Annotated in this window: 20 protein-coding genes; 8 read left to right on the top strand and 12 right to left on the bottom strand. The window is 65.6% G+C overall.

The window, feature by feature from the left end; translation table 11 throughout:
• Window positions 1–10 precede the first annotated feature (10 nt).
• Window positions 11–1408, top strand: a complete 1398-nt coding sequence (locus DDT93_RS08410) for an aspartate aminotransferase family protein (protein WP_109465353.1) — start codon at window positions 11–13, stop codon at window positions 1406–1408.
• Window positions 1409–1467: 59 nt separating this feature from the next.
• Here the strand turns inward: DDT93_RS08410 and argE are convergent, their stop codons facing one another.
• Window positions 1468–2631 carry an acetylornithine deacetylase gene (gene argE, locus DDT93_RS08405; protein ID WP_109465352.1) on the bottom strand — a complete coding sequence of 388 codons (1164 nt, stop codon included), beginning with the start codon at window positions 2629–2631 and terminating at the stop codon, window positions 1468–1470.
• Window positions 2631–3815 carry a M24 family metallopeptidase gene (locus DDT93_RS08400; protein ID WP_109465351.1) on the bottom strand — a complete coding sequence of 395 codons (1185 nt, stop codon included), beginning with the start codon at window positions 3813–3815 and terminating at the stop codon, window positions 2631–2633. The genes argE and DDT93_RS08400 overlap by 1 nt, the downstream gene beginning before the upstream one ends.
• A gap of 270 nt (window positions 3816–4085) precedes the next feature.
• On the opposite strand from DDT93_RS08400, the gene DDT93_RS08395 reads away from it, so the two are divergent.
• The 5 genes from DDT93_RS08395 to DDT93_RS08375 all read left to right on the top strand — a co-directional run bounded on the left by DDT93_RS08395 (window position 4086) and on the right by DDT93_RS08375 (window position 9710).
• Entirely contained in the window at window positions 4086–5189 is a 1104-nt protein-coding gene (locus DDT93_RS08395; RefSeq protein WP_109465350.1) for an ABC transporter ATP-binding protein, read from the top strand.
• A gap of 103 nt (window positions 5190–5292) precedes the next feature.
• On the top strand, window positions 5293–6402 hold the full coding sequence (locus DDT93_RS08390; RefSeq protein WP_109465349.1) for an extracellular solute-binding protein: 1110 nt from the start codon (window positions 5293–5295) through the stop codon (window positions 6400–6402).
• 67 nt (window positions 6403–6469) lie between these two features.
• Window positions 6470–6760: a DUF1330 domain-containing protein gene (locus DDT93_RS08385; RefSeq protein ID WP_109465348.1), complete on the top strand. Its 291-nt coding sequence runs from the start codon at window positions 6470–6472 to the stop codon at window positions 6758–6760.
• The gene (locus tag DDT93_RS08380) at window positions 6757–8514 is read left to right on the top strand and encodes an ABC transporter permease (RefSeq protein WP_109465347.1); all 1758 of its coding nucleotides are present in this window, start codon (window positions 6757–6759) and stop codon (window positions 8512–8514) included. Before DDT93_RS08385 ends, DDT93_RS08380 begins: the two co-directional genes overlap by 4 nt.
• Window positions 8515–8519: 5 nt before the next feature.
• Window positions 8520–9710 carry an ABC transporter permease gene (locus DDT93_RS08375; RefSeq protein ID WP_109465346.1) on the top strand — a complete coding sequence of 397 codons (1191 nt, stop codon included), beginning with the start codon at window positions 8520–8522 and terminating at the stop codon, window positions 9708–9710.
• A gap of 70 nt (window positions 9711–9780) precedes the next feature.
• Here the strand turns inward: DDT93_RS08375 and DDT93_RS08370 are convergent, their stop codons facing one another.
• From DDT93_RS08370 to DDT93_RS08345, 6 genes are all read right to left on the bottom strand, one after another.
• A complete protein-coding gene (locus DDT93_RS08370) occupies window positions 9781–11142 on the bottom strand; it encodes a lytic murein transglycosylase (protein WP_109465345.1) in 1362 nt (453 codons plus the stop codon).
• 121 nt (window positions 11143–11263) lie between these two features.
• A complete protein-coding gene (gene rnr / locus DDT93_RS08365; protein WP_109465344.1) occupies window positions 11264–13516 on the bottom strand; it encodes a ribonuclease R in 2253 nt (750 codons plus the stop codon).
• Between the two features lie 58 nt (window positions 13517–13574).
• A complete protein-coding gene (locus tag DDT93_RS08360) occupies window positions 13575–14138 on the bottom strand; it encodes a TIGR04282 family arsenosugar biosynthesis glycosyltransferase (protein WP_109465343.1) in 564 nt (187 codons plus the stop codon).
• 19 nt (window positions 14139–14157) lie between these two features.
• Window positions 14158–15300 carry a succinyl-diaminopimelate desuccinylase gene (gene dapE / locus DDT93_RS08355; protein ID WP_109465342.1) on the bottom strand — a complete coding sequence of 381 codons (1143 nt, stop codon included), beginning with the start codon at window positions 15298–15300 and terminating at the stop codon, window positions 14158–14160.
• Window positions 15301–15414: 114 nt separating this feature from the next.
• Window positions 15415–15666, bottom strand: coding sequence for a GlsB/YeaQ/YmgE family stress response membrane protein (locus DDT93_RS08350; protein WP_109465341.1), 252 nt, complete (start codon window positions 15664–15666; stop codon window positions 15415–15417).
• Between the two features lie 70 nt (window positions 15667–15736).
• Entirely contained in the window at window positions 15737–16084 is a 348-nt protein-coding gene (locus tag DDT93_RS08345; protein ID WP_109465340.1) for a hypothetical protein, read from the bottom strand.
• A 180-nt stretch (window positions 16085–16264) separates the two neighbouring features.
• Here DDT93_RS08345 and DDT93_RS08340 point away from each other — a divergent pair, with 180 nt between their 5' ends.
• The gene (locus tag DDT93_RS08340; RefSeq protein ID WP_332872688.1) at window positions 16265–17905 is read left to right on the top strand and encodes a choice-of-anchor L domain-containing protein; all 1641 of its coding nucleotides are present in this window, start codon (window positions 16265–16267) and stop codon (window positions 17903–17905) included.
• 136 nt (window positions 17906–18041) lie between these two features.
• Here DDT93_RS08340 and DDT93_RS08335 read toward each other — a convergent pair whose 3' ends face one another.
• The 3 genes from DDT93_RS08335 to DDT93_RS08325 all read right to left on the bottom strand — a co-directional run bounded on the left by DDT93_RS08335 (window position 18042) and on the right by DDT93_RS08325 (window position 20251).
• Window positions 18042–18287, bottom strand: coding sequence for a GlsB/YeaQ/YmgE family stress response membrane protein (locus tag DDT93_RS08335; protein WP_109465339.1), 246 nt, complete (start codon window positions 18285–18287; stop codon window positions 18042–18044).
• A 131-nt stretch (window positions 18288–18418) separates the two neighbouring features.
• A complete protein-coding gene (gene dapD / locus DDT93_RS08330) occupies window positions 18419–19246 on the bottom strand; it encodes a 2,3,4,5-tetrahydropyridine-2,6-dicarboxylate N-succinyltransferase (RefSeq protein WP_109465338.1) in 828 nt (275 codons plus the stop codon).
• Window positions 19247–19324: 78 nt separating this feature from the next.
• Window positions 19325–20251 (bottom strand): threonine/serine dehydratase, encoded by a 927-nt coding sequence (locus DDT93_RS08325; protein ID WP_109465337.1) that lies wholly within the window; start codon window positions 20249–20251, stop codon window positions 19325–19327.
• Between the two features lie 89 nt (window positions 20252–20340).
• On the opposite strand from DDT93_RS08325, the gene DDT93_RS08320 reads away from it, so the two are divergent.
• Window positions 20341–21201 carry an LOG family protein gene (locus DDT93_RS08320; protein ID WP_109465336.1) on the top strand — a complete coding sequence of 287 codons (861 nt, stop codon included), beginning with the start codon at window positions 20341–20343 and terminating at the stop codon, window positions 21199–21201.
• A gap of 22 nt (window positions 21202–21223) precedes the next feature.
• Here the strand turns inward: DDT93_RS08320 and DDT93_RS08315 are convergent, their stop codons facing one another.
• Window positions 21224–21433 carry a hypothetical protein gene (locus DDT93_RS08315; protein WP_232825399.1) on the bottom strand — a complete coding sequence of 70 codons (210 nt, stop codon included), beginning with the start codon at window positions 21431–21433 and terminating at the stop codon, window positions 21224–21226.
• Window positions 21434–21502: the final 69 nt, after the last annotated feature.

Below are 21502 nucleotides of genomic sequence, written 5' to 3'. Positions count from 1 at the left end.
ACTCTTTGCCATGCCCGCGATCACCAACCACATGCCGACGGAAGAACTGCAAAGGATCGATGCGGCTCACCACATGCACCCGTTCACCACGGGCGACGAACTGTCGGCCAAGGGCGCACGCGTCATCACCCGTGCCAAGGGCGTCTACCTGACCGACAGCGAGGGCATCGAGATCCTCGACGCGATGGCCGGTCTCTGGTGCGTCAACATCGGCTATGGCCGTGACGAACTGGCCGATGTCGCCGCGCGGCAGATGAAAGAACTGCCGTATTACAACACCTTCTTCCAGACGACCCACGTTCCGGTCATCGCGCTCTCGCAGAAGCTGGCCGAGCTGGCGCCGGGCGATCTGAACCACATCTTCTACGCAGGGTCGGGCAGCGAAGCGAACGACACCAACCTGCGGATGGTGCGCACCTACTGGGCGCAGAAGGGCAAGCCGGACAAGAACGTCGTGATCGCGCGCTGGAACGGCTACCACGGCTCGTCGATGGGCAGCGGCTCGCTCGGCGGCATGGTCGGCATCCACTCGCAGGGCGGTCTGCCGATTCCGAACATCCACCACATTCCCCAGCCGCACTGGTGGGCCGAGGGCGGCGACATGTCGCCCGAGGACTTCGGCCTCGCCCGAGCGCAGGAGCTGGAAAAGGCGATCCTAGAACTCGGCGAAGACCGTGTCGCGGCCTTCATCGCCGAGCCGGTGCAGGGCGCCGGTGGCGTGATCGTTCCGCCCGCGACCTACTGGCCCGAGATCCAGCGCATCTGCGACAAGTACGGCGTCCTGCTGATCGCCGACGAGGTGATCTGCGGTTTTGGCCGGACCGGCAACTGGTTCGGGTCGCAGACCATGGACATCCGTCCCGATATCATGACCGTCGCCAAGGGCCTGTCCTCGGGCTACATCCCGATCGGCGGTTCGATCGTGAGCGACGAGGTCGCCAAGGTGATCAACGCCTGCGAGTTCAACCACGGCTACACCTACTCCGGTCACCCGGTGGCCGCCGCCGTGGCGCTGGAGAACCTGCGCATCATCGAGGAAGAGAACATCATCGGTCACGTCCGTGACGTGGTGGCGCCCTACCTCAAGGAGAAATGGGAAGCGCTGACCGACCACCCGCTGGTGGGCGAGGCCCGGATCGTGGGCATGATGGGCTCCATCGCCCTGACCCCGAACAAGGCCACCCGCGCGGCCTTCGCGTCCGAGGCGGGCACCGTGGGCTACATGTGCCGCGAGCGCTGCTTTGCCAACGCTCTGGTCATGCGCCACGTGGGCGACCGGATGATCATCTCGCCGCCGCTGGTCATCACCCCGGCCGAGGTCGACATCCTGATCGAGCGCGCCCGCAAGTCGCTCGACGAAACCTACGAGGCCGTCATGGCCAAGGGCCTGATGCAGGCCGCAGCTTAAGCTGCCACTCACGACGGCCCGGCAGGTAACTCCCGCCGGGCCGTTTTTCTATCCGGCCCTCACGCCGTGAGTTTCCGCCCCAGCCCTTCGAGCATGGTCAGACAGCCCGACAGCTGATCGAGGCTCAGGTACTCGTCGGGCTTGTGCGCCTGGTCGATCGACCCGGGCCCGCAGACCGCAACCGACATGCCCATTTCCTGGAACAGCCCGGCCTCGGTGCCAAAGGGCACCACGTCGGCCCCATTGGCTCCCACGAGGCCAGTCACCAGGTCGCGCGCTTCGTTCTCGTCCATGATCTCCATGCCCGAGACTTCGCCGATCACCTCGGTCTCGATGGCCGAGGCCGGGTGGATTGAGCGCATGGCCGGCAGCAGGTCGCGTTCGACATAGGTCTCGATGGCCTTCTTCACGAAATCCTGGTCGGCCTTCTGCACCGGCCGCATCTCCCAGGCGACCTCGGCCCAGCCCGCGATGACGTTATGCGCGACACCTGCGTTCAGCCCGCCGATGTTGATGGTGGTCCAAGGCGGGTCGAACCGACTGTTCTTGGGCGCGCGCATCATCAGGTCACCGCGCAGCCCCATCAGGTGGCTGACATAGCGCACGGCATACTCGGCCGCGTTGACCCCACGCTCGGGGGCCGAGCCGTGCCCGGCAAGCCCGGCAAAGCGGACGGTGTACTCGCAGCACCCCTTGTGCCCCTCGATCACCCGCATCATCGTCGGTTCGCCGATGATCGCCATCGCGGGTTTCAGGCCGCGCTTCTGCAGCTCCGGCACCAGCGCCCGGGCGCCGAGGCATCCGACCTCCTCGTCGTAGGTAAAGGCAAAGTGCAGGGGCCGCTTCAGCGGCAGCTCCGCATACTCCCGCGCCATCACCGTGGCGGCGGCGATGAACCCCTTCATGTCGCAGGTGCCGCGCCCATAGACCCGGCCATCGCGCTCGTGCAGGGCAAAGGGATCGGACGACCAGTATTCCTCCTCCGCCGGGACCACGTCGGTATGCCCGGACAGGATCAGCCCGCCGTCGCCCTCGGGGCCCAGCGTGGCAAAGAGGTTGGCCTTGTGCCCGCTCTCGTCGCGGAACAGTTCGACACGGGCACCGACCTCGCCCAGACGGGTGGCGAGGTCGGCGATCATTTCAAGGTTGCTGTCCGCCGAGACGGTCGGATAGGCCACCAGCCGCTGGAGCAGGTCCAGCGTGTCTTCAAGGCGATCTGCCATCAGGATTTCACGAACAGCTTTCGCGGCCGGTTGCAGAAGGTCTCGGCGGGGCCGTCCGGCGTGATCAGGATGCTCTCGGTGATCTCGAGGCCCCAGTTCTCCATCCAGAGACCCGGCATGAAGTGAAAGGTCATGCCCGGCTCCAGCACCGTTTCGTCAGTGGGCCGCAAGGAAATGGTGCGCTCGCCCCAGTCGGGCGGATAGCTCAGACCGATGGGGTAGCCGCAGCGCCCGTCCTTGGTGATCCCGGCCTTCTCCAGCGCTCCGTAAAGCGCATTCGCCACGTCGCAGGCACGGTTCCCGGCGCGGGCAGCGTCCAGCCCGGCCTCCAGCCCGGCCACCACGGCCTCTTCGGCGCGCAGCATGTCATCCGGCGGCGTGCCAAGAAACAGCGTCCGGCAGAAGGGTGCGTGATAGCGGCGGTAGCAGCCCGAGATCTCGAAGAAGGTCGCCTCCCCGCTGGCAAAGGGTTTGCCGTCCCACGTCAGGTGCGGCGCGCTGGCATCCGCGCCCGAGGGCAACATCGGCACGATGGCGGGGTAGTCCCCCCACGCGCCCTCGACCCCGCTGATTGCGTCACGGTAAAGCTCCGCCACCACCTCGTTCTTGGCAACGCCCGGCTCGATCCGCTCCAGCAAACCGTCGACGATCTTCTCCGAGATCGCCGCCGCCTTGCGCATGAACCCGATCTCCGCCTCCGACTTCACCGTCCGCAGGCGGTTCACGGTTCCGGTCGCATCGGTCCAACTCGCCTTGGGCAGCGACGCGTTCAGCGTGTGCATGGCGCGGGCCGAGAAGTAGTAGTTGTCGAGTTCCACCCCGATCCGGCCCGACCCGATCCCCAGCTTGGAGAAGGTCATGGCAAGATCCTGCATCGGGTGCGAGGTGGTCGACTGCACGTAGTCGTCGCCATAGCCAAAGACCCGGTCCTCACCCATCCAGACGGTCCGCAGCGCGCCGTTCCGGTCGATTCCGCGCCCCCACCAGACCGGATCGCCATCCGGCAGCACGATGACACCCTGGTGCACGTAGAACGACCAACCGTCATAGCCGGTGAGCCACGCCATGTTGGAAGGATCGCTGAGATAGAGCGCGTCAAGACCGTTGCTTGCCATCACCTCGCGGGTGCGTGCCAGTCGGCTCTGATACTCCTCGGGTGAAAACGGCAAATCCGTCGCTGGCATGAAGACCTCCTCGGTTCAGACAATCGTTAAGGTGACAATACGCGGATCGCGCGCATCCAGAACCCGTGAATCATTCCCCGGACCGCAGCATTCCCCGCGCAAAAGTTCAAGAAACAGTCTGAGATAGGCGCCGTTCCGGCGATTTTCTTCGAGTTGGTTGCAATCCCCTTGGCGACTGTGATTACATTCGGACATGAACAGACGCTTTGACCGACGTTCAAAAATACAAATCGCAGACCCAATAACTGCGAAAGTCCAAGGGGAGCCGTTTTGGCCGATACGCTGACATCCGGCGCGTTCGTTGAGTTCGAACGCGTCCAGAAGAGCTATGATGGCGAGACACTCGTCGTTAAGGATCTGAACCTCTCGCTGCCCAAGGGCGAGTTCCTGACAATGCTCGGGCCCTCCGGGTCGGGCAAGACAACCTGCCTGATGATGCTGGCAGGCTTCGAGACCGCGACCCACGGGGATATCCGGCTCGACGGCGTCAGCATCAACAACATCCCGCCGCACAAGCGGGGCATCGGCATGGTGTTCCAGAACTACGCCCTGTTCCCGCACATGACGGTGGCCGAGAACCTCTCGTTCCCGCTGGAAGTGCGCAAGATGGGCAAGGCAGAGCGCGAGCAGAAGGTGCAACGCGCCCTCGACATGGTGCAGATGGGCGCCTTCGGTGGCCGCCGCCCCTCCCAGCTTTCGGGTGGTCAGCAACAGCGGATCGCCCTGGCCCGCGCCCTCGTGTTCGAGGCCGAACTGGTGCTGATGGACGAACCGCTCGGCGCGCTGGACAAGCAGCTGCGCGAACACATGCAGTTCGAGATCAAGCGCATCGCCGACAACCTCGGGATCACCGTGGTCTACGTGACCCACGACCAGACCGAGGCGCTGACGATGTCCGACCGGGTCGCCGTGTTCAACGATGGCCGGATCCAGCAGCTCGCCCCGCCGGACGAACTCTACGAGGCGCCGCAAAACAGCTTCGTCGCCCAGTTCATCGGCGAGAACAACACGCTCGAGGGCGTGGTGAAGGAGATCAAGGGCGGCACCTGCATCGTGCAGCTCGACGGTGGCGAGGTGATCGACGCCAAGCCGGTCAACGTGACCCAGCCGGGCGAGCGGACGCGCGTCTCGATCCGTCCGGAGCGGGTGGAATACAACAAGAACCGGCTTCAGGAGGGCGCCCATACCCTCAAGGCCGAAGTGCTTGAATTCATTTACATGGGCGACATCTTCCGCACCCGTCTGCGGGTCGCCGGAAACGACGAATTCATCATCAAGACGCGGAATGCGCCCGACGTGGAGCGCCTGAAACCGGGCCAGCAGATCGAGATCGGCTGGCTGCCCGAGGATTGCCGCGCCCTCGACGCGAACTAGGGTCATGCACCCGGCCGCCAATTGGCCGGATGCTTCAGTGGACCGCGCCTATCCGTCCGTAAAGGCGGTCTGCACAACAGTACGGACACAACGGGAGTTAACTATGAGATTCACCAAATCACTGATGGTGACGTCGGCACTGGCCATCTTGTCCGGCCCGGCGCTCGCCGACATGGCCAACGAGATGACCATCGTGTCCTGGGGCGGGGCCTACCAGAAGTCCCAGCTCAAGGCCTACGTGGAGCCCTACCTGGCAGAGCACCCCGAAGTCACCGTCGTCTGGGACGAGAGCTCGGCCGAAGCCGTGGCCAAGCTGCGCGCGATGAACGAAGCCGGCAACATCACCTGGGACCTGGTCGATGTCGAAGCCGCCGACTCGATCCGCCTCTGCGACGAAGGTCTGGCGATGGAAGTCGACTTCGACGAGTCCCTCGCGGCCGCGCCCGATGGCACCTCGGCCTCCGACGACTTCGGTGACTCCATCGTTTCCGACTGCTTCATCCCGCAGATCGTGTTCTCGACCACCGTCGGCTACCGCACCGACATGGTTCCCGATGGCACCGAGCCCCCGAGCGACATCTGCGCGCTTTTCGACCTCGACAAGTACCCGGGCAAGCGCGCGCTGAACAAGCGTCCGCTGGCAAACGTCGAATGGGCCCTGCTGTGCGACGGCGTGCCGAAGGAAGAAATCTATGACGTGCTGGCCACCGAAGAAGGCCAGGAACGCGCGCTCGCCAAGCTCGGCACCATCAAGGATCAGGTGATCTGGTGGACCGCCGGTGCCGACACGCCGCAGCTGCTGGCCGATGGCGAAATCTTCATGGGCTCCACCTACAATGGCCGCCTGTTCTCGGCCATCGCCGAGCAGAACCAGCCGATCGGCATGCTCTGGGACGCCGAGATGCTGGACTTTGACGGCTGGGTCATTCCCGATGGTCTGCCCGAAGACCGTCTGGCCCGCGTGATGGACTTCCTGTTCTTCGCCACCGACACCCAGCGTCTGGCCGATCAGGCTGCCTACATCTCCTACGGCCCGGCCCGTGCGTCCTCCGCTCCGCTGGTCGGCAAGCATGCCGAACTGGGCATCGAGATGGCCGAGCACATGCCGACCGATCCGGCCAACGCCAAGAACGTCTTCGTCACCCAGTACGCCTTCTGGTCCGACTACCGTGACGACATCGACGCCAAGTTCCAGGCCTGGCTCGCCAAGTAAGGCCGCCTGACACGACTGCGCGGGGCCCGGAGATAGCGGGCCCCGCCGCCAACGGGGACAAGAACAAATGCCAAAAGGCTACTGGATCGTACATGTGACGGTCAAAAATCCGGAGGAGTACGCGGAATACGTCCGCCTCGATACTCCGGTCGTCGAAAGTTTCGGCGGGAGGTTCCTTGTGCGCGGCGGGCAGACCGAGACGCCCGAGACTCCGCAGAAGGACCGCCACGTCATCATCGAGTTCCCCGACTTCGCAACCGCCCGGGCCTGCTATCATTCCGAGGCCTACCAGGCGGCCGCCAAAATCCGGATGGCGCATTCCGACAGCGACATCGTGATCATCGAGGGGCAACCATGACCGACGCGACACACGATACCACGGCCAGGGGCAAACCCGGCCCGATGCTCGCGGCGGACGGCACGCCGCTGAAACGCAGCCTCGCCCGCGCCCTGCGGATGCAGAAGATACGCGCGCTGCTGCTGATCGCACCGCTCCTGCTCTTCGTGCTGGTGACCTTCATCGCGCCGATCGCAGACATGCTGTTCCGTTCGGTCGAGAACGACATCGTCGCCAACACGCTGCCCGACACGGTCGAGGAACTGGCCAGCTGGGATGGCGCCAGCGGCGAGACCCCCTCCGAAGCGGTCTACCAGGCGCTCTACTTCGACCTGTTCATCGCCGCCGAGGCCAAGGAGCACACCAAGCTTGGCACCCGCCTGAACTATGAACAGACCGGCATCTCCTCGCTGTTCCGTTCGACGGGCCGGAACCTCGATGACCTCGGCAAGGACTATCAGAAGACCCTCAAGAAGATCGACAAGTCGTGGGACGACGGTGCCTTCTGGTACGCGCTGATGAGCGGCGAAGGCGGGGAAGAGGTTCTCGAAAGCCATCGCCTGCAGTACATGCAGCTCATAGGACAATCGCCAAGATCGATCATTTCCCGGTTCTGGTGCGTCATTCGCGGTATTTTCTATAAAGCGTGCCCGACCGCCCTTGAAGATATCGACCTGAACTTCACACCCTCAGCCGAAGCAGCCCAAATGCTGCCCGCAACCGTCGCCGCCTATTCCGACTTCGCGGTCTTCACCGTGCTGGCCGATGGCGACGTGGTTGCCGAGGAGGATCCGTGGGAGGCCGTCTATGCCGCCTTCGCGCAGGATCTGAACGCCCCCGGTACGGTCGAAAAGATCCAGTCCTATAGCGGACCGGGTCAGGCCGAACTGCTGGCTGTCACCGAAAACCTCGCCGATCTCCCCGCGCCCGATTTCAAGACCACCTTCCTCGACATCGACAAGGACTGGGGCAAGATCGAGAACTGGCAGACCATCAAGATCTACTCTCCCAAGTACACCTCGGGCTACTTCCTCAATTCCGTCGACCTGATGAAGACGCCCGAGGGCATCGATGCGCGCCCCGAGAACCAGCGCATCTATCTCAAGCTGTTCAAGCGCACTCTGTTCATGAGCCTCGTGATCACCGGCTCCTGCATCCTGCTCGGCTATCCGGTCGCCTGGATCCTCGCGAACCTGCCCGCGCGCAAGGCGAACCTGCTGATGATCCTCGTGCTGCTGCCGTTCTGGACCTCGCTGCTGGTGCGGACCTCGGCCTGGAAGATCATGCTCCAGCAACAGGGCGTCATCAACGACACGCTGGTCTGGCTGGGGCTGGTGGCAGATGGCAACCGTCTGGTGATGATCAACAACCAGTTCGGCACCATCGTGGCGATGACCCACATCCTGCTGCCCTTCATGATCCTGCCGATGTACTCGGTGATGCAGACGATCCCGCCCACCTACCTGCGCGCGGCCAAATCGCTTGGGGCAACCAATTGGACGGCCTTCTGGCGGGTCTACTTCCCGCAGACCGTGCCCGGGATCGGCGCCGGCTCCATCCTCGTCTTCATCCTGTCGATCGGCTACTACATCACGCCCGAGATCGTGGGCGGCACCACCGGCACGTTCATCTCGAACCGGATCGCCTATCACATCTCGTCCTCGCTCAACTGGGGCCTCGCCGCCGCGCTGGGGACGATCCTGCTGGGCGTCGTGCTGCTGCTCTACTGGGCCTATGACCGCATCGTCGGCATCGACAACGTGAAACTGGGGTAAGCGACATGAGCGACATCGTCCTGACCGATACCTTCAAGAAACCCCTCGGCTTTCACGTCGCCGTCGCCGCTGCGGCAGGCGCCTTCGCCGGCATCTTCGTCGGCGCCGCGCAGGGTTCTTCCCTGCTCGGCATCGTGGTGGGCGCGCTGCTGCTGGGCGCGCTGTCGTTCCTCGCGATCGAGGTGCTGGGGCGCTCCGCCGAAAAGGCGGTCCGCTGGGGCATCCTCGCCCTGTTCGCGCTGGGCGGCTTCCTCTTCGGCGGCCTCCCCGGGCTGGTGATGGGCCTGCTGTTCGGCTGGTTCTTCGGCTGGTTCATCTACTGGATCGGCTTCAACCGCTACCGGGCCAAGCTGGTGCCCTACCTGACCAGCGGCCAGGTTCTGTGGTACTACGCCTTTCGGGTGATCTGCGGTGCGATCTTCGTCTTCCTGATCACGCCGATCCTCGTGGTGATGCCCCTCAGCTTCAACGCGCAGGACTTCTTCACCTTCACGCCCGAGATGCTCCGGTTCGATCCGGCAGGCTACTCGCTCAAGCACTACCGCGACTTCTTCACCAACTCCGACTGGCAGCAGGCGCTGAAGAACTCGGTCCTGATCGCGCCGGTGGCGACGCTGCTCTCGGTCGGCTTCGGCACGCTGGCGGCAATCGGTCTCAGCCAGCCGCATGTGCCCTTCCGCCGCGCGATCATGGCTATCCTGATCTCGCCGATGATCGTGCCGCTGATCATCTCGGCGGCGGGCATGTATTTCTTCTACTCCCGGATCGGGCTGCAGGGCACCTACATCGGCGTCGTGCTCGCCCATGCCGCGCTGGGCATTCCCTTCGTGATCATCACCGTGACGGCGACGCTGGTCGGCTTCGACAACTCGCTGACCCGCGCCGCGGCCAACATGGGGGCCGACCCGGTCACGACCTTCTTCCGCGTGCAGATGCCGCTGATCCTGCCCGGCGTGATCTCGGGCGCCCTCTTCGCCTTCATCACCTCCTTCGACGAGGTGGTGGTGGTGCTCTTCGTCGGCTCGGCGGGGCAAAAGACACTGCCTTGGCAGATGTTCATCGGTCTGCGGGAACAGATCAGCCCGACCATCCTCGCGGTCGCGACCATCCTTGTGGTGATCTCCATCGGCCTGCTGACCGTCGTCGAAATGCTGCGCCGCCGCTCCGAACGCCTGCGGGGCATGAGCCCCGGCTGAGCCGGGGAGCGTTGGGACTAACGAAAAGAGCGCCCCGTAGGGCGCTCTCTCTCTCAAATCCGCCGAGGCCTCACCGCATCCGCTCCAGCAGCCGCAGCGAGGGGTACCCATCCGGCATGATCCCCTCGGCGATCTGGTAGGAGCGCAGGGCGCTGATGGTGCGGGGGCCGATGCGCCCGTCGATCATCTCGGTATCGAAACCGCGCGCGGTCAGCCGCTGCTGCAACTCTTTCCGCTCGGCCAGGGTCAAACCCCGGTCTCCGCGCGGCCAGGCCCCCCGGATCGGCGGGCCGCCCATGATCCGGTCGCCCAGATGGCCGACACCGATCACGTAGGCATCCGCCGGGTTGTAGCGCTCGATCACCCGGAAGTTCCCGAAGATCATGAAGGCCGCACCGCGTCCGCCCGCAGGCAGCAGGATCGACGCCTCGCCGTAGTCGCGGACCGCGCGACCGTCCATGTCGCGCACGCCCATGGCCGACCATTCGCCGGGCGACTTCATGATCGACCGGTTGGCGAGGGTAAAGTCGAACCCGGGCGGCAGCTGTACCTCGACGCCCCAGGGCTGGCCCTTGGTCCAGCCGAAGTGCTTGAGGTACGAGGCCGTCGAGGCCAGCGCGTCCGACGGGTCGTCGGACCACAGGTCGCGCTTGCCGTCGCCGGTGAAATCGACCGCATGCGCCCAGAACGAGGAGGGCATGAACTGGGTGTGCCCCATGGCACCGGCCCAGCTGCCCTTCATCTGCTCGGGGGTGACGTGCCCCCCCTGGATGATCTTAAGCGCCTGGATCAGTTCGGCCTCGAAGAAATCTGCGCGGCGGCCCTCGTAGGCCAGCGTCGCGAGACTGCGGATGGTGTTGCTGGAGCCGCGGAACGTCCCGTAATTCGTCTCCATGCCCCAGATCGCCAGCACGGCCTGCTTGTCGACACCGTACTGGCGTTCGATCCGGTCCAGCACGGGGCCATACTTGGCCAACTGGGCCTTGCCGTTGGTAATCCGGCTCTCCGACACGGCGCTGTCGAGATACTCCCAGATCGGTTTCACGAACTCCGATTGGTTGCGGTCTAGCCGGATCACGCTCTCGTCAAAGGTCACGTCCCGGAACGACCGGTCCAGCACGTCGGCGCGAATGCCCTGCGCCAGCGCCCGCTGCCGGAACGCGCTCACCCAGCCGGGGAATCCCGCTGCATCCGCTGTCAAATCCAGCTCCGTCGTTGCCCTCGCGGGGATGGTCTTGGCCGCCAGCGTCGTGGTGGCTTTCGGCCGGGGTTCGGGCCGCAGGCTTTCCACCACGTCGTTCGCAGCCAGATAGACTGCGCCCATGCTCACGGCGGGCCGCGGCATCGGTCTGATGGAGGTCATGGGCGGTTCTGCGACCGCCGCGCTGGCCTGAATCGTGGCAAGGAACCCCGCACTTATGATCATGCGCATTGTTATGTCCTGCTTATCTGCTCGGACATCAGTCTAACCCGAAAGTGGCACGCCGCAAAGCGCGTCAGCGCGCAGGCGCGGGCTCTCGCCGGGGCCGTGGCGGCGACGCCCCAGCGGCGCCCTAGCGGCGTCGGCGGGCGACCTTGCGCTTGACCTTGTCGGTCTTGCGCTTGTGCGAAGAGACCTTGCGGCGCGGGCTGCGGCCGGCGGGCGAGGGCGCGCGCGGCAGTTCCTTGTCCTCCAGCGAGAGCAATTCCAGCTCCAGCCCGCCCGTCACCGGCGTTGCCTCGGTCAGCCGCACCGTGACCCGCTGGCCGATGCCGATCAGCAGCCCGGTGTCCGAGCCCATCAGAGTCCCGGCCTCGCGGTCGAAATGGAAATACTCGCGCCCCAGCGACCGGATGGGAATCAGCCCGTCCGCACCGGTCTCGTCCAGCTTCACAAAGGCCCCGAAACGGGCGATACCGCTGATCCGCCCGCTGAACTCGTTGCCCACCCGCTCGCTCAGATAGGCGGCAAGGTAACGGTCGGTGGTGTCGCGTTCGGCCATCATCGAGCGGCGCTCGGTGTCCGAGATATGGGTCGCGGTCTTGTCGAGCCCCTCGATCTCGTCGGGGCTTAGGCCGTCCTTGCCCCAGCCATGCGCCTTGATCAGCGCGCGGTGGACGATCAGGTCGGCATAGCGCCGGATCGGCGAGGTGAAGTGCGCGTAGTGGCGCAGCGCCAGCCCGAAGTGACCGAAGTTCTCGGGGCTGTAATAGGCCTGCGTCATCGACCGCAGGGTCGAAAGGTTGATCAGCTCGGCATCGTCACTGCCCGCCGCCTGGCTCAGCAGCTGGTTAAGGTGGCGGGTCTGCAGCACCTGCCCCTTGGCGAGGCTGTACCCGGCCTCCTGCGCGGTCTGGCGCAGGCTGTCGAGCTTCTCGGGCGAGGGCTCCTCGTGCACCCGGAACAGCAGCGGCGATTTCTTGGCAATCAGGGTTTCGGCGGCGCAGACGTTGGCCAGCACCATGAACTCCTCGATCAGCCGGTGCGCATCAAGCCGCTCGCGGAAGTTGACCGACAGGACCTTGCCCTCGTCCGACAGCACGATCTTGCGTTCCGGCAGGTCGAGGTCGAGCGGCTGACGTTTCTCGCGGGCGCGGACCAGCGCCGCGTAGGCGGCGTAGAGCGGTTTGATCACCGGCTCCATCAGCGGTTCCGTCTTGTCGTTCGGCTGCCCGTCAAAGGCGGCCTGAACCTCCTGGTAGTTCAGCGAGGCGGCCGAGCGCATGAGGCCCCGGCAGAACCGGTGCCCGATCTTCTGGCCGTCCTTGTCGATCTGGATGCGCAGGGCAAGCACCGCGCGCGGCACGCCCTCGTGCAGCGAGCAGAGGTCGCCCGACAGCCGGTCCGGCAGCATCGGCACCACGCGGTCGGGGAAATAGCTGGAGTTGCCCCGCTTGCGCGCCTCGCGGTCAAGCGCCGAGCCCGGAGTCACGTAATGGGCCACGTCGGCGATGGCGACCCAGATGACATGCCCCTCGGGGTTGTTCGGGTCCTCGTCCGCCTCGGCAAAGCAGGCGTCGTCGTGGTCGCGCGCGTCCGAGGGGTCGATGGTCAGCAGCGGCAGCTCGCGGAGGTCGTCCCGGCCCTTCAGACCGGCAGGTCTGGCCTTGTCAGCCTCCTCGATCACCGCGTCGGGAAACTGGTCGGGGATGCCGTGCTGGTGAATGGCGATCAGCGACACCGCCTTGGGCGCAGCCGGGTCGCCCAGCCGGTCGGTGACGCGGGCGCGGGGCAGGCCCATGCGGCCCTTGGGCCCCGATTGCTCGGCCTCGACCAGTTCGCCGTCCTTCGCGCCGTGGCGCGACTCCTCGGGCACCTGCCATTCGGTGCTGCCGGACTTGTCGATGGGCACGATCCGCCCGCCCTCGGCGGTCTTGCGGAAGATGCCCAGCACCTTCTTCGGGTTGGTCCCGATACGGCGGATCAGCCGCGCCTCGTAGTTGTGATCGGCCTCGTGCACCACGGCCAGCTTGGCAAGGATGCGGTCCCCTTCCCCCAAAGCCGGATCCGACGCGCGCGGGATCACCAGAACGATGGGCTCCACCCCCTCGCCGTGCCATTCCAGCGCGCGGGCAAACAGGTCGCCGTTCTCGTCCGGGGCTTTCACCTGCAGCACGGTGACGGGGGGCAGCCGGTCCGGGTCACCGTAGGCGCGCTTGCGCTTCTCAAGGTGACCCTCGGCTTCCAGCTCCTTCAGCATGCGCTTCAGGTCGATCCGGGCCGCGCCCTTGATCCCAAAGGCCTTGGCGATATCGCGCTTGGAATTCAGGTTCGGGTGGCTCGCGATCCACTCGAGGATCTCGGCCTTGGTGGGGATATGGCTCATGGTTCTGCCCTACCATGCCGCATGATCGTCGTCATGCTGAAAAGCATGGCTTGCCCGGTCAGCGCTTGGTGGCGCGCAGGTCGTCGAGCGTATCCACATCGCGCAACCGGTCCACCAGCGCCACGCGCCGCCCGCTCAGGCACCGCAGGCTGTCTGCAAGCGCGTGTTCGCCGGACCAGCGCACGCCCGCGAACATGTCGGGATGGGCCAGCGCGCCCCGGCGCAGCCCCACCAGCCAGTAACCGCCGTCCTCGGCAGGCCCGAACACCGCGTCATGCCCCCCGAGCGCGGCAAAGGCCCGCGCAACGCGGGCGCGCGTGATCCCGGGAATGTCGGCACCGATCACGCAGACCGGGGCCGTGGGCACGCCCGACATCGCCCGCGCCATGCGGCGGCCAAGGTCACCGGGCCCCTGCGGCACGCGCGCAAGGTCGGCGGGCCAGAGCCGGGTGTGATGGGCGTGGAGGTCGGGCGACACCGCCAGAACGATGCGCCAGCGCGGATCCCTGATCCGTCGCAGCAGCCGCGCCACCTGGTGCCGGAACCACCACGCGGCGGACACCATGCCAATCTCCCGGCCCAGCCGTGTCTTGACCCGCCCGGCGACGGGCGCCTTCACCATCACGACAAGGGTAGGGCGCTCAGGCAAAGTAATCCGTAAGGATGCGGCCATAGATGCGCTTCAGCTGGTGGATCTGTTCCACCGGCACGCACTCGTCCACCTGGTGCATGGTCTTGCCGACCAGACCGAACTCCACCACCGGGCAGTGGCTCTTGATGAACCGCGCGTCCGAGGTGCCGCCGGTCGTCGACATTTCGGGGGTCACGCCCGTCTCGGCCTCGACGGCCTTCGAGACGAGAGCCGAAAGCGCGCCCGGCGGGGTCAGAAAGGCCTCGCCCGAGACCTTCACCTTCATCTCGATGCTCACGCCGAAATCGGCGGCCACCGCGTCGGCCTCGGCCTGCAGCCACTCGGTGAGGCTGGCGCCGGTGTGGATGTCGTTGAACCGGATGTTCACCGTCCCCCGGCACTCCGCCGGGATCACGTTGGTTGCCGGGTTGCCGGTGTCGATGGTCACGACCGCGAGGGTCGAGGCGTCGAAATGGTCGGTGCCACGGTCAAGCTCGTGGCTGGCCAGCCGGTCCATCAGCCGCGCGATGGCGGGCAGCGGGTTCTTCGCGCGATGGGGATAGGCCGAGTGCCCCTGCTTGCCCTTCACCGTGAACCACGCCGACATCGAACCGCGCCGCCCGATCTTCATCATGTCGCCCATGACATCGGGGCAGGTGGGTTCGCCGACGAGGCAGGCGGACATCGCCTCGCCCGTTTCCGTCATGTAGTCCAGCAGCGCCGTCGTCCCGTCGACTGCATCGCCTTCCTCGTCGCCGGTGATGGCGATGATCACGGCGCCGTCGGGCGGCGTCTCGGTCACGAAGTCCACGGCAGCGGCGGCAAAGGCGGCCACGCCCGATTTCATGTCGGTCGCGCCCCGCCCGTACAGAACGCCGTCGATCACCTCGGCGCCAAAGGGCGCGTGGGTCCAGGCGGCAGCATCGCCCACGGGGACCACATCGGTATGGCCGTTGAACCCGAAGGTGCGCCCGTGCCCCTTGTCGCCCCAGCGCGCGAACAGGTTGCTCACGCCACCCCGGTCGACGCGGGTGCAGTCGAACCCGGCCCCACGCAGCAGCTCTTCCAGCAGGACCAGCGCCCCGCCTTCCTCGGGCGTGACCGAAGGACAGCGGATCAGGTCGGCGGTCAGGCGGGCGGCGTCGGTGGGCATGGGCATCTCCTTGGCTCTCTCGCGCCAAGGTGTGGGCCGAAACGGCGCGGAATCCAAGGGCCCGCGCACCGATTTCCCGGCCCGCGGTCCATGATCAGGCCGCTCAAGGACGTGTCAGGCCCGGCGCAGGAACCTTGCTCCGGCGATCAGCAGGCAGGCTCCGATGACACCGACGATCAGCTGCCCGACCCAGCCGCCCAGCGTCGCGCCCAGCAGCGTGACCAGCAGGAAGTTCAGCAACAGCGCGCCGACGATCCCGAGGACGATGTTCAGCAGCAGACCGCTGCTTGCCTTCATGATGATCGAGGCGATCCACCCCGCCAAGGCGCCGACGATGATCGCGGCGATCCAACCCATTCCAGCCATGAGATACCCCTTCGTTCCGATAATGCTCTGGAACAGAACGGCTATTCGATATCCGCGGTTCCCGGCCTTCTCAGTCTTCCTCGACTTCGTCGCCAAAGAAAGGGGTCATTTGCGCAACGATCACCGCGTTCTCGTCCAGCGCCCGCTGCATCAGCGCGCGCTCTTCCTCGTCGATCTCGTGCCCCTCGGCCTCGCGCTCCTCCAGCGTGCCATAGCCGGTCACGTCCAGCGGCGCGGTATCCGCCTGCTTGAGGATCGCAACCGTTTCGCGCACGGCCTCCGCCTCGTCGATGCCGCTGGCATAGCACATCAGGGCAGCGCCGGTGGCGCCTTCGGGCAGCCCGTCGCCCGCCTTGCGCCCGATCTGGACGAGGAGGGTAAAGACCTGCTGGCGGGAGGGTTTGTTCCGGGGTGTCATGGCCGCTCCTCTACTCCCGGCACGGCGTTGCCGTCAACGGAGTCCGTCGTTGGTCCCGATTTGGACACAATTAACCAAAAATACCATTCAAATTGCCTATTTCCGCCAGATTACCCCGCCAGATCTCGTCGCCCGAGGGAGGCGACAGGCGCCAACCGGTTCTGAACGAGGGTAAAGGCTATGGGAAAACCATCTGGCGGCGGCGGTTCTCCGTCCTCTGGCGGCTCTTCCGGCGGTTCCACGTCGACCGACAGCCAAGAGGAACACAACGGCCTCGAGGTAGATACCTCCGCCAGCGCCATGGAAATGGCCGAGGCGATGTTCGGCTCGGGCATCACTATCGTCGGCGCGTCCTATACCGGTGCCTCCAGCGCCTCGGGCATCTATTCCGGCGGTGACGAATCCGCCCCCGACCTCACGCCCTCCGACACCGGCGTGATCCTGTCGACCGGCAAGGCGACGGACGTCACCCATGACTCCGGCGACGTGAACACCTCGGCAGGCACCACCACGCAGCACGGCACCGCAGGCGACAGCGATCTCAGCGACGTCGCCGGGATGCAGACCTACGACGCAGCCGTGTTCGAGGCGACCTTCATCCCCGAAGGCTCGACGCTCACCATGCAGATCGTGTTCTCGTCCGAGGAATACCTCGAATACGTGAACTCGGGCTACAACGATGCCGTCGGCGTCTGGGTGAACGGGGTCAAGGCCGAGCTGACGGTCGGCACCGGCGACATCACGATCGACAACATCAACGACGAGAGCAACTCGAACCTCTACGTCGACAACTCGGCCAACGATGACACCTACAACACCGAGATGGACGGCTTCACCGTCACGCTCACGTTGAAGGCGACGGTCAATCCGGGCGAGGTGAACACCATCAAGATCGGCATCGCGGATGCCGGTGACAAGCAGTACGACAGTAACCTCCTGATCGCCGGGAACTCGATCCAGACCGCGCTCGTCGCGGGCGACGATGTCATCTCCGTCTATCACGACCAGGGCACCTACGACCTGCTGGCGAACGACAGTTCCAGCACCGGCACCACGCTGACGATCACCAAGATCAACAACCAGCCGGTGTCGGCCGGCGACACGATCACGCTCGCCAGCGGCGAAAAGATCACCCTGAATGCCGACGGCACCATCACGGTCCTCGGTGACGGCGACCACGAAACCAACTCGTTCAGCTACGAGGTGACGGACGGCGAGGGCAACACCGACGTCGCCTTCGTCGAGATGACGACCGCACCCTGTCTCGTGGCCGGAACGCTCGTCGATACCCCCAACGGCAAGGTCCCGGTCGAAGACCTGCGCCCGGGCGATCTCGTGATCACCCGCGACGACGGGGCCCAGCCGGTCCGCTGGGCCGGGCGCGCCACGCGCCGGGCCGAGGGGCGCGACGCCCCCGTGGTCTTTGCAGCGGGCGCCTTCGGCACGCACGAGACCGTCGAGATGTCGCAGAACCACCGCGTTCTGGTGACCTCTTCCAGGGCCGAGCTGCTGTTCGGGCAGAACGAACTGCTGGTCAAGGCAAAGGACCTGCTGAACGACGCCAGCATCCGCCTGCGCAGCGACGGCGCCCCGGTGACCTACGTCCACCTGCTGTTCGACCGTCACCAGATCATCACCGGCAACGGGCTCGACAGCGAGAGCTATCATCCGGGCGACCAGACCCTCGACAGCTTCGATGCCGGCACCCGGGACGAGATCCTGCGGCTGCTGCCCGAAGCCGAGGGCGGCGCGCCGGTCTATGGCCCCGCCGCACGCATCTCGCTGAAAAGCTACGAGAGCCGGGCGCTTCTCGGCGGCTGATCCTGCCAGACCAAGAAAAAGGGGCGGCCACCCGGCCGCCCCGCAAAACCTCTCCCGGCCGCGCGCGGCAGCCCAATCTCATAACGGGCCAGCGTTGCCGCTTCACCCGGAACGTGGTCGGCCTTTGATCAGCGGATCAGGCGCGAACCTTGCGCACGATCCAGATCAGGGCGACAGCACCGATGATCCCGACGATCAACTGCGGAACCCACGTGTTCGCCGCGTAAATCCCGACGAGGCTCAGCACGAGGTTCAGAACCACCGCGCCGACAATGCCGAGAATGACGTTCATCAGAATGCCGGTGTCGGCCTTCATGATGCTGCTTGCGATCCAGCCGGCCAGACCGCCGACGATGATGGATGCGATAATGCCAAGTCCCATGAGAATACCCCCGTTTGTCAGACCACAATACAGTCAGAACGACGATTCCGGCTATAGGGTTCCGAAATCGGCTGCCGGAGGGGGCAAAAAACGCGCGCCACGGATGACCGCGGCACGCGTCCGGCGCGAGATCAGTCGCGCAGCAGTTCGTTGATGCCGGTCTTCGACCGGGTCTTCTCGTCCACCCGCTTCACGATCACCGCGCAGTAGAGGTTGACGTTGTTCTTCGAAGGCATGGTGCCCGCGACGACCACCGAGTAGGGCGGCACTTCGCCGTACATCACTTCGCCGGTCTCCCGGTCGACGATCTTGGTCGACTGGCCGATGAACACGCCCATGCCCAGAACCGAACCCTCGCGGACGATCACGCCCTCGACCACCTCGGAGCGGGCGCCGATGAAACAGTTGTCCTCGATGATGGTCGGGCCCGCCTGCATCGGTTCCAGCACGCCGCCGATTCCGACGCCGCCCGACAGGTGCACGCCCTTGCCGATCTGCGCGCAGGAGCCGACGGTGGCCCAGGTATCAACCATGGTGCCGGAGTCCACATAGGCGCCGAGGTTCACGAAGGAGGGCATCAGCACCACGCCGGGTGCGATATAGGCCGACTTGCGCACGATGCAGTTCGGCACGGCGCGGAAGCCTGCGGCCTTGAACTGGTTGTCGCCCCAGCCTGCGAACTTGCTGTCGACCTTGTCCCACCAGGTGCCGTCCTGCGGGCCGCCCTTCTGGATTTCCATGTCCTTGATGCGGAAGCCCAGCAGAACCGCCTTCTTGGCCCACTGGTTCACGTGCCACGAACCGTCCGCCTGTTTCTCGGCCACGCGCAGCGTGCCGGAGTCGAGGGCGTTCAGCGTATCCTCGATAGCATCGCGGGTTTCACCGGTGATCGACGGCGTGATCTGGTCGCGGGTTTCCCACGCGGCTTCGATGGCAGCTTCAAGCTGGGCGTTGGACATGTTCAGGCTCCCGTTTTCATGGTTCTCCGCCCTATAGCGGTCTGGCCTCCGCCAGACAATGCGAAGAAGGCGCGCGCCCTACCCGGCGAAGGGATCGGGCGCGATATTGGCGCCGCAGACCAGCACGGCGACTGTCTCGTCCGGTTCCGGCACATAGGCCCCGCTCATCAGCGCCGAGAGCGCGGTGGCGCCCGCCGGTTCGACCAGCTGGCGGCACTCCTGCCACAACGCCTTCTGCGCGGCGATGATGGCCTCGTCGGTGACCAGAACCGAGTGGACCCCGGTCTGGCGCGCAAGGTCAAAGCAGATCGACCCGATCCGCCGCGCGCCAAGCGCGTTAGCGGCCACGCCCGATACCTCGACGTCGACAGGTGCACCGGCCTCCAGCGCGGCATTCAGCGCGCGCGAGGTTTGTGGCTCGACTGCCACCACCTTGCGCCGTCCCTGCAGCCAGGCCATCGCGCCCGCAATCAGGCCACCGCCGCCCACGGCGATCAGCACGGTATCGGCCTCCAGCCCCTGCGCCTCCCACTCGCGCATCAGCGTGCCTTGCCCGGCCACGGTCATCGGCGCGTCATAGGCGTGGATCTGCATCGCCCCGGTCTGCGCCTCATGGGCCTGCGCCTTCTCCAGCGCGTTGGCGTATTCGCCCGGCACCACGCTCAGGTCGGCCCCGGTGGCCCGGATCAGCGCGATCTTCGACGGGCCCGCCATCTCGGGTACGAAGATATGCGCCGGGTAGCCCAGCTGCCGCGCGGCATAGGCCGCCGCCGCGCCGTGGTTGCCGCCGCTCGCCGCGACGACACCGGCGGCGGGCACATCGCCTGCCAGCAACGTGTTGAACGCACCGCGCGCCTTGAAGGTGCCGGTGTGCTGCATCTGCTCCAGCTTCAGCTCCACCGGATAGCCCAGCCCGAACGCCTCGACCCGGGCCACCGGGGTCCGCACCACGTGACCCTCGATGCGCGCTGCGGCGGCCTCGATCTCAGTCGTCCAATCCGTCATGGCGGTGCCGCCCCCCGTTCCTGTTACTGGTGTTCATCGCGCGAACCCTATAGGTCTGATGGGCACACGCAACCGGGGAACAGACTGGCATGACCGAAGACCACCGCACGCCCTTTCGCGACGCCCAGATCGACAGGCGCTCTGCCCGTCACGTGCCCCTGACCGAGCAGACCCAGAACCCGTCCTACCGTCTGGCCTTCGCGGACGACGACTTTCTCTGCCGGGACGAGCTGCGCCCCGTGCGCCTTCAGCTCGAACTGCTGAAGCCCCAGCTGATGCTGGATGAACACCATATCGAAAGCACCGTCGTACTGTTCGGCGGGGCCCGGATTCCCGAACCCGCCCGCCGCGAGAGCGCGCGGACCAAGACGCTGGCGGACCTGTCGAAATACTACGCCGAGGCGCAGAAGTTCGCCCGGTTGGTCACCGAGAAGTCACTCGCCACGGGCGGGCGGCAATACGTCGTGATGACGGGCGGCGGCCCGGGGGTGATGGAGGCAGGCAACCGCGGCGCGGCCGAGGTCGGGGGCCGGTCCATCGGGCTGAACATCGTTCTGCCGCACGAGCAGGCGCCGAATGAATACGTGACGCCCGACCTGTGCTTCAACTTTCACTACTTCGCCATCCGCAAGATGCACTTCCTGATGCGGGCCAAGGCGATCTGCGTGTTCCCGGGCGGGTTCGGGACCCTCGACGAAATGTTCGAGAGCCTCACCCTGATCCAGACCGGACGCATGGAACGCATTCCCTACCTGCTGTTCGGCAAGGACTTCTGGACGCGCATCATCAACTGGGACGCGCTGGCCGACGCGGGCACAATTGCCCACGAGGATCTGGACCTGTTCCGCTTTGTCGAGACCGCCGAAGAGGCGATCGAGCAGATGGACCAGTGGGAACACAAGGGTCAGAAACGGTCGGAAATTCCGGGGCGCGCCGCAGGCGCGTCCTGATCCGTTTCGATCCCGGTCGCGCTCAGCAGATGCCGGCGGGCAGAACGCCCAGTTCGCTCCCGTTGCGCAGCTGGGTCACGATGCGCTGCTCGCCCTCTTCCTTGATGCCGTAGCCGAAACCGGCAATGCGGAACTTCCACTCGCGGGCCGAGAGGGCTTTCTTGCGCTCGGCGGTCAGAACTTCGAGAACGGCGAGATCAAGTGCGCCGGTATGGATCATTGCGTGTGCCATCAGTCAATTCCTTTGTCGCTATAATGGTCAGACTGATAATTTCCCCGGTTGCGGGCTGAATTCGTGCGG

Source organism: Albibacillus kandeliae, from assembly GCF_003116585.1.
Taxonomy (GTDB): Bacteria; Pseudomonadota; Alphaproteobacteria; order Rhodobacterales; family Rhodobacteraceae; genus Albibacillus; species Albibacillus kandeliae.
Note: the sequence above shows the minus strand (reverse complement) of the source record. Positions and strands in the feature narration are given on the sequence as shown.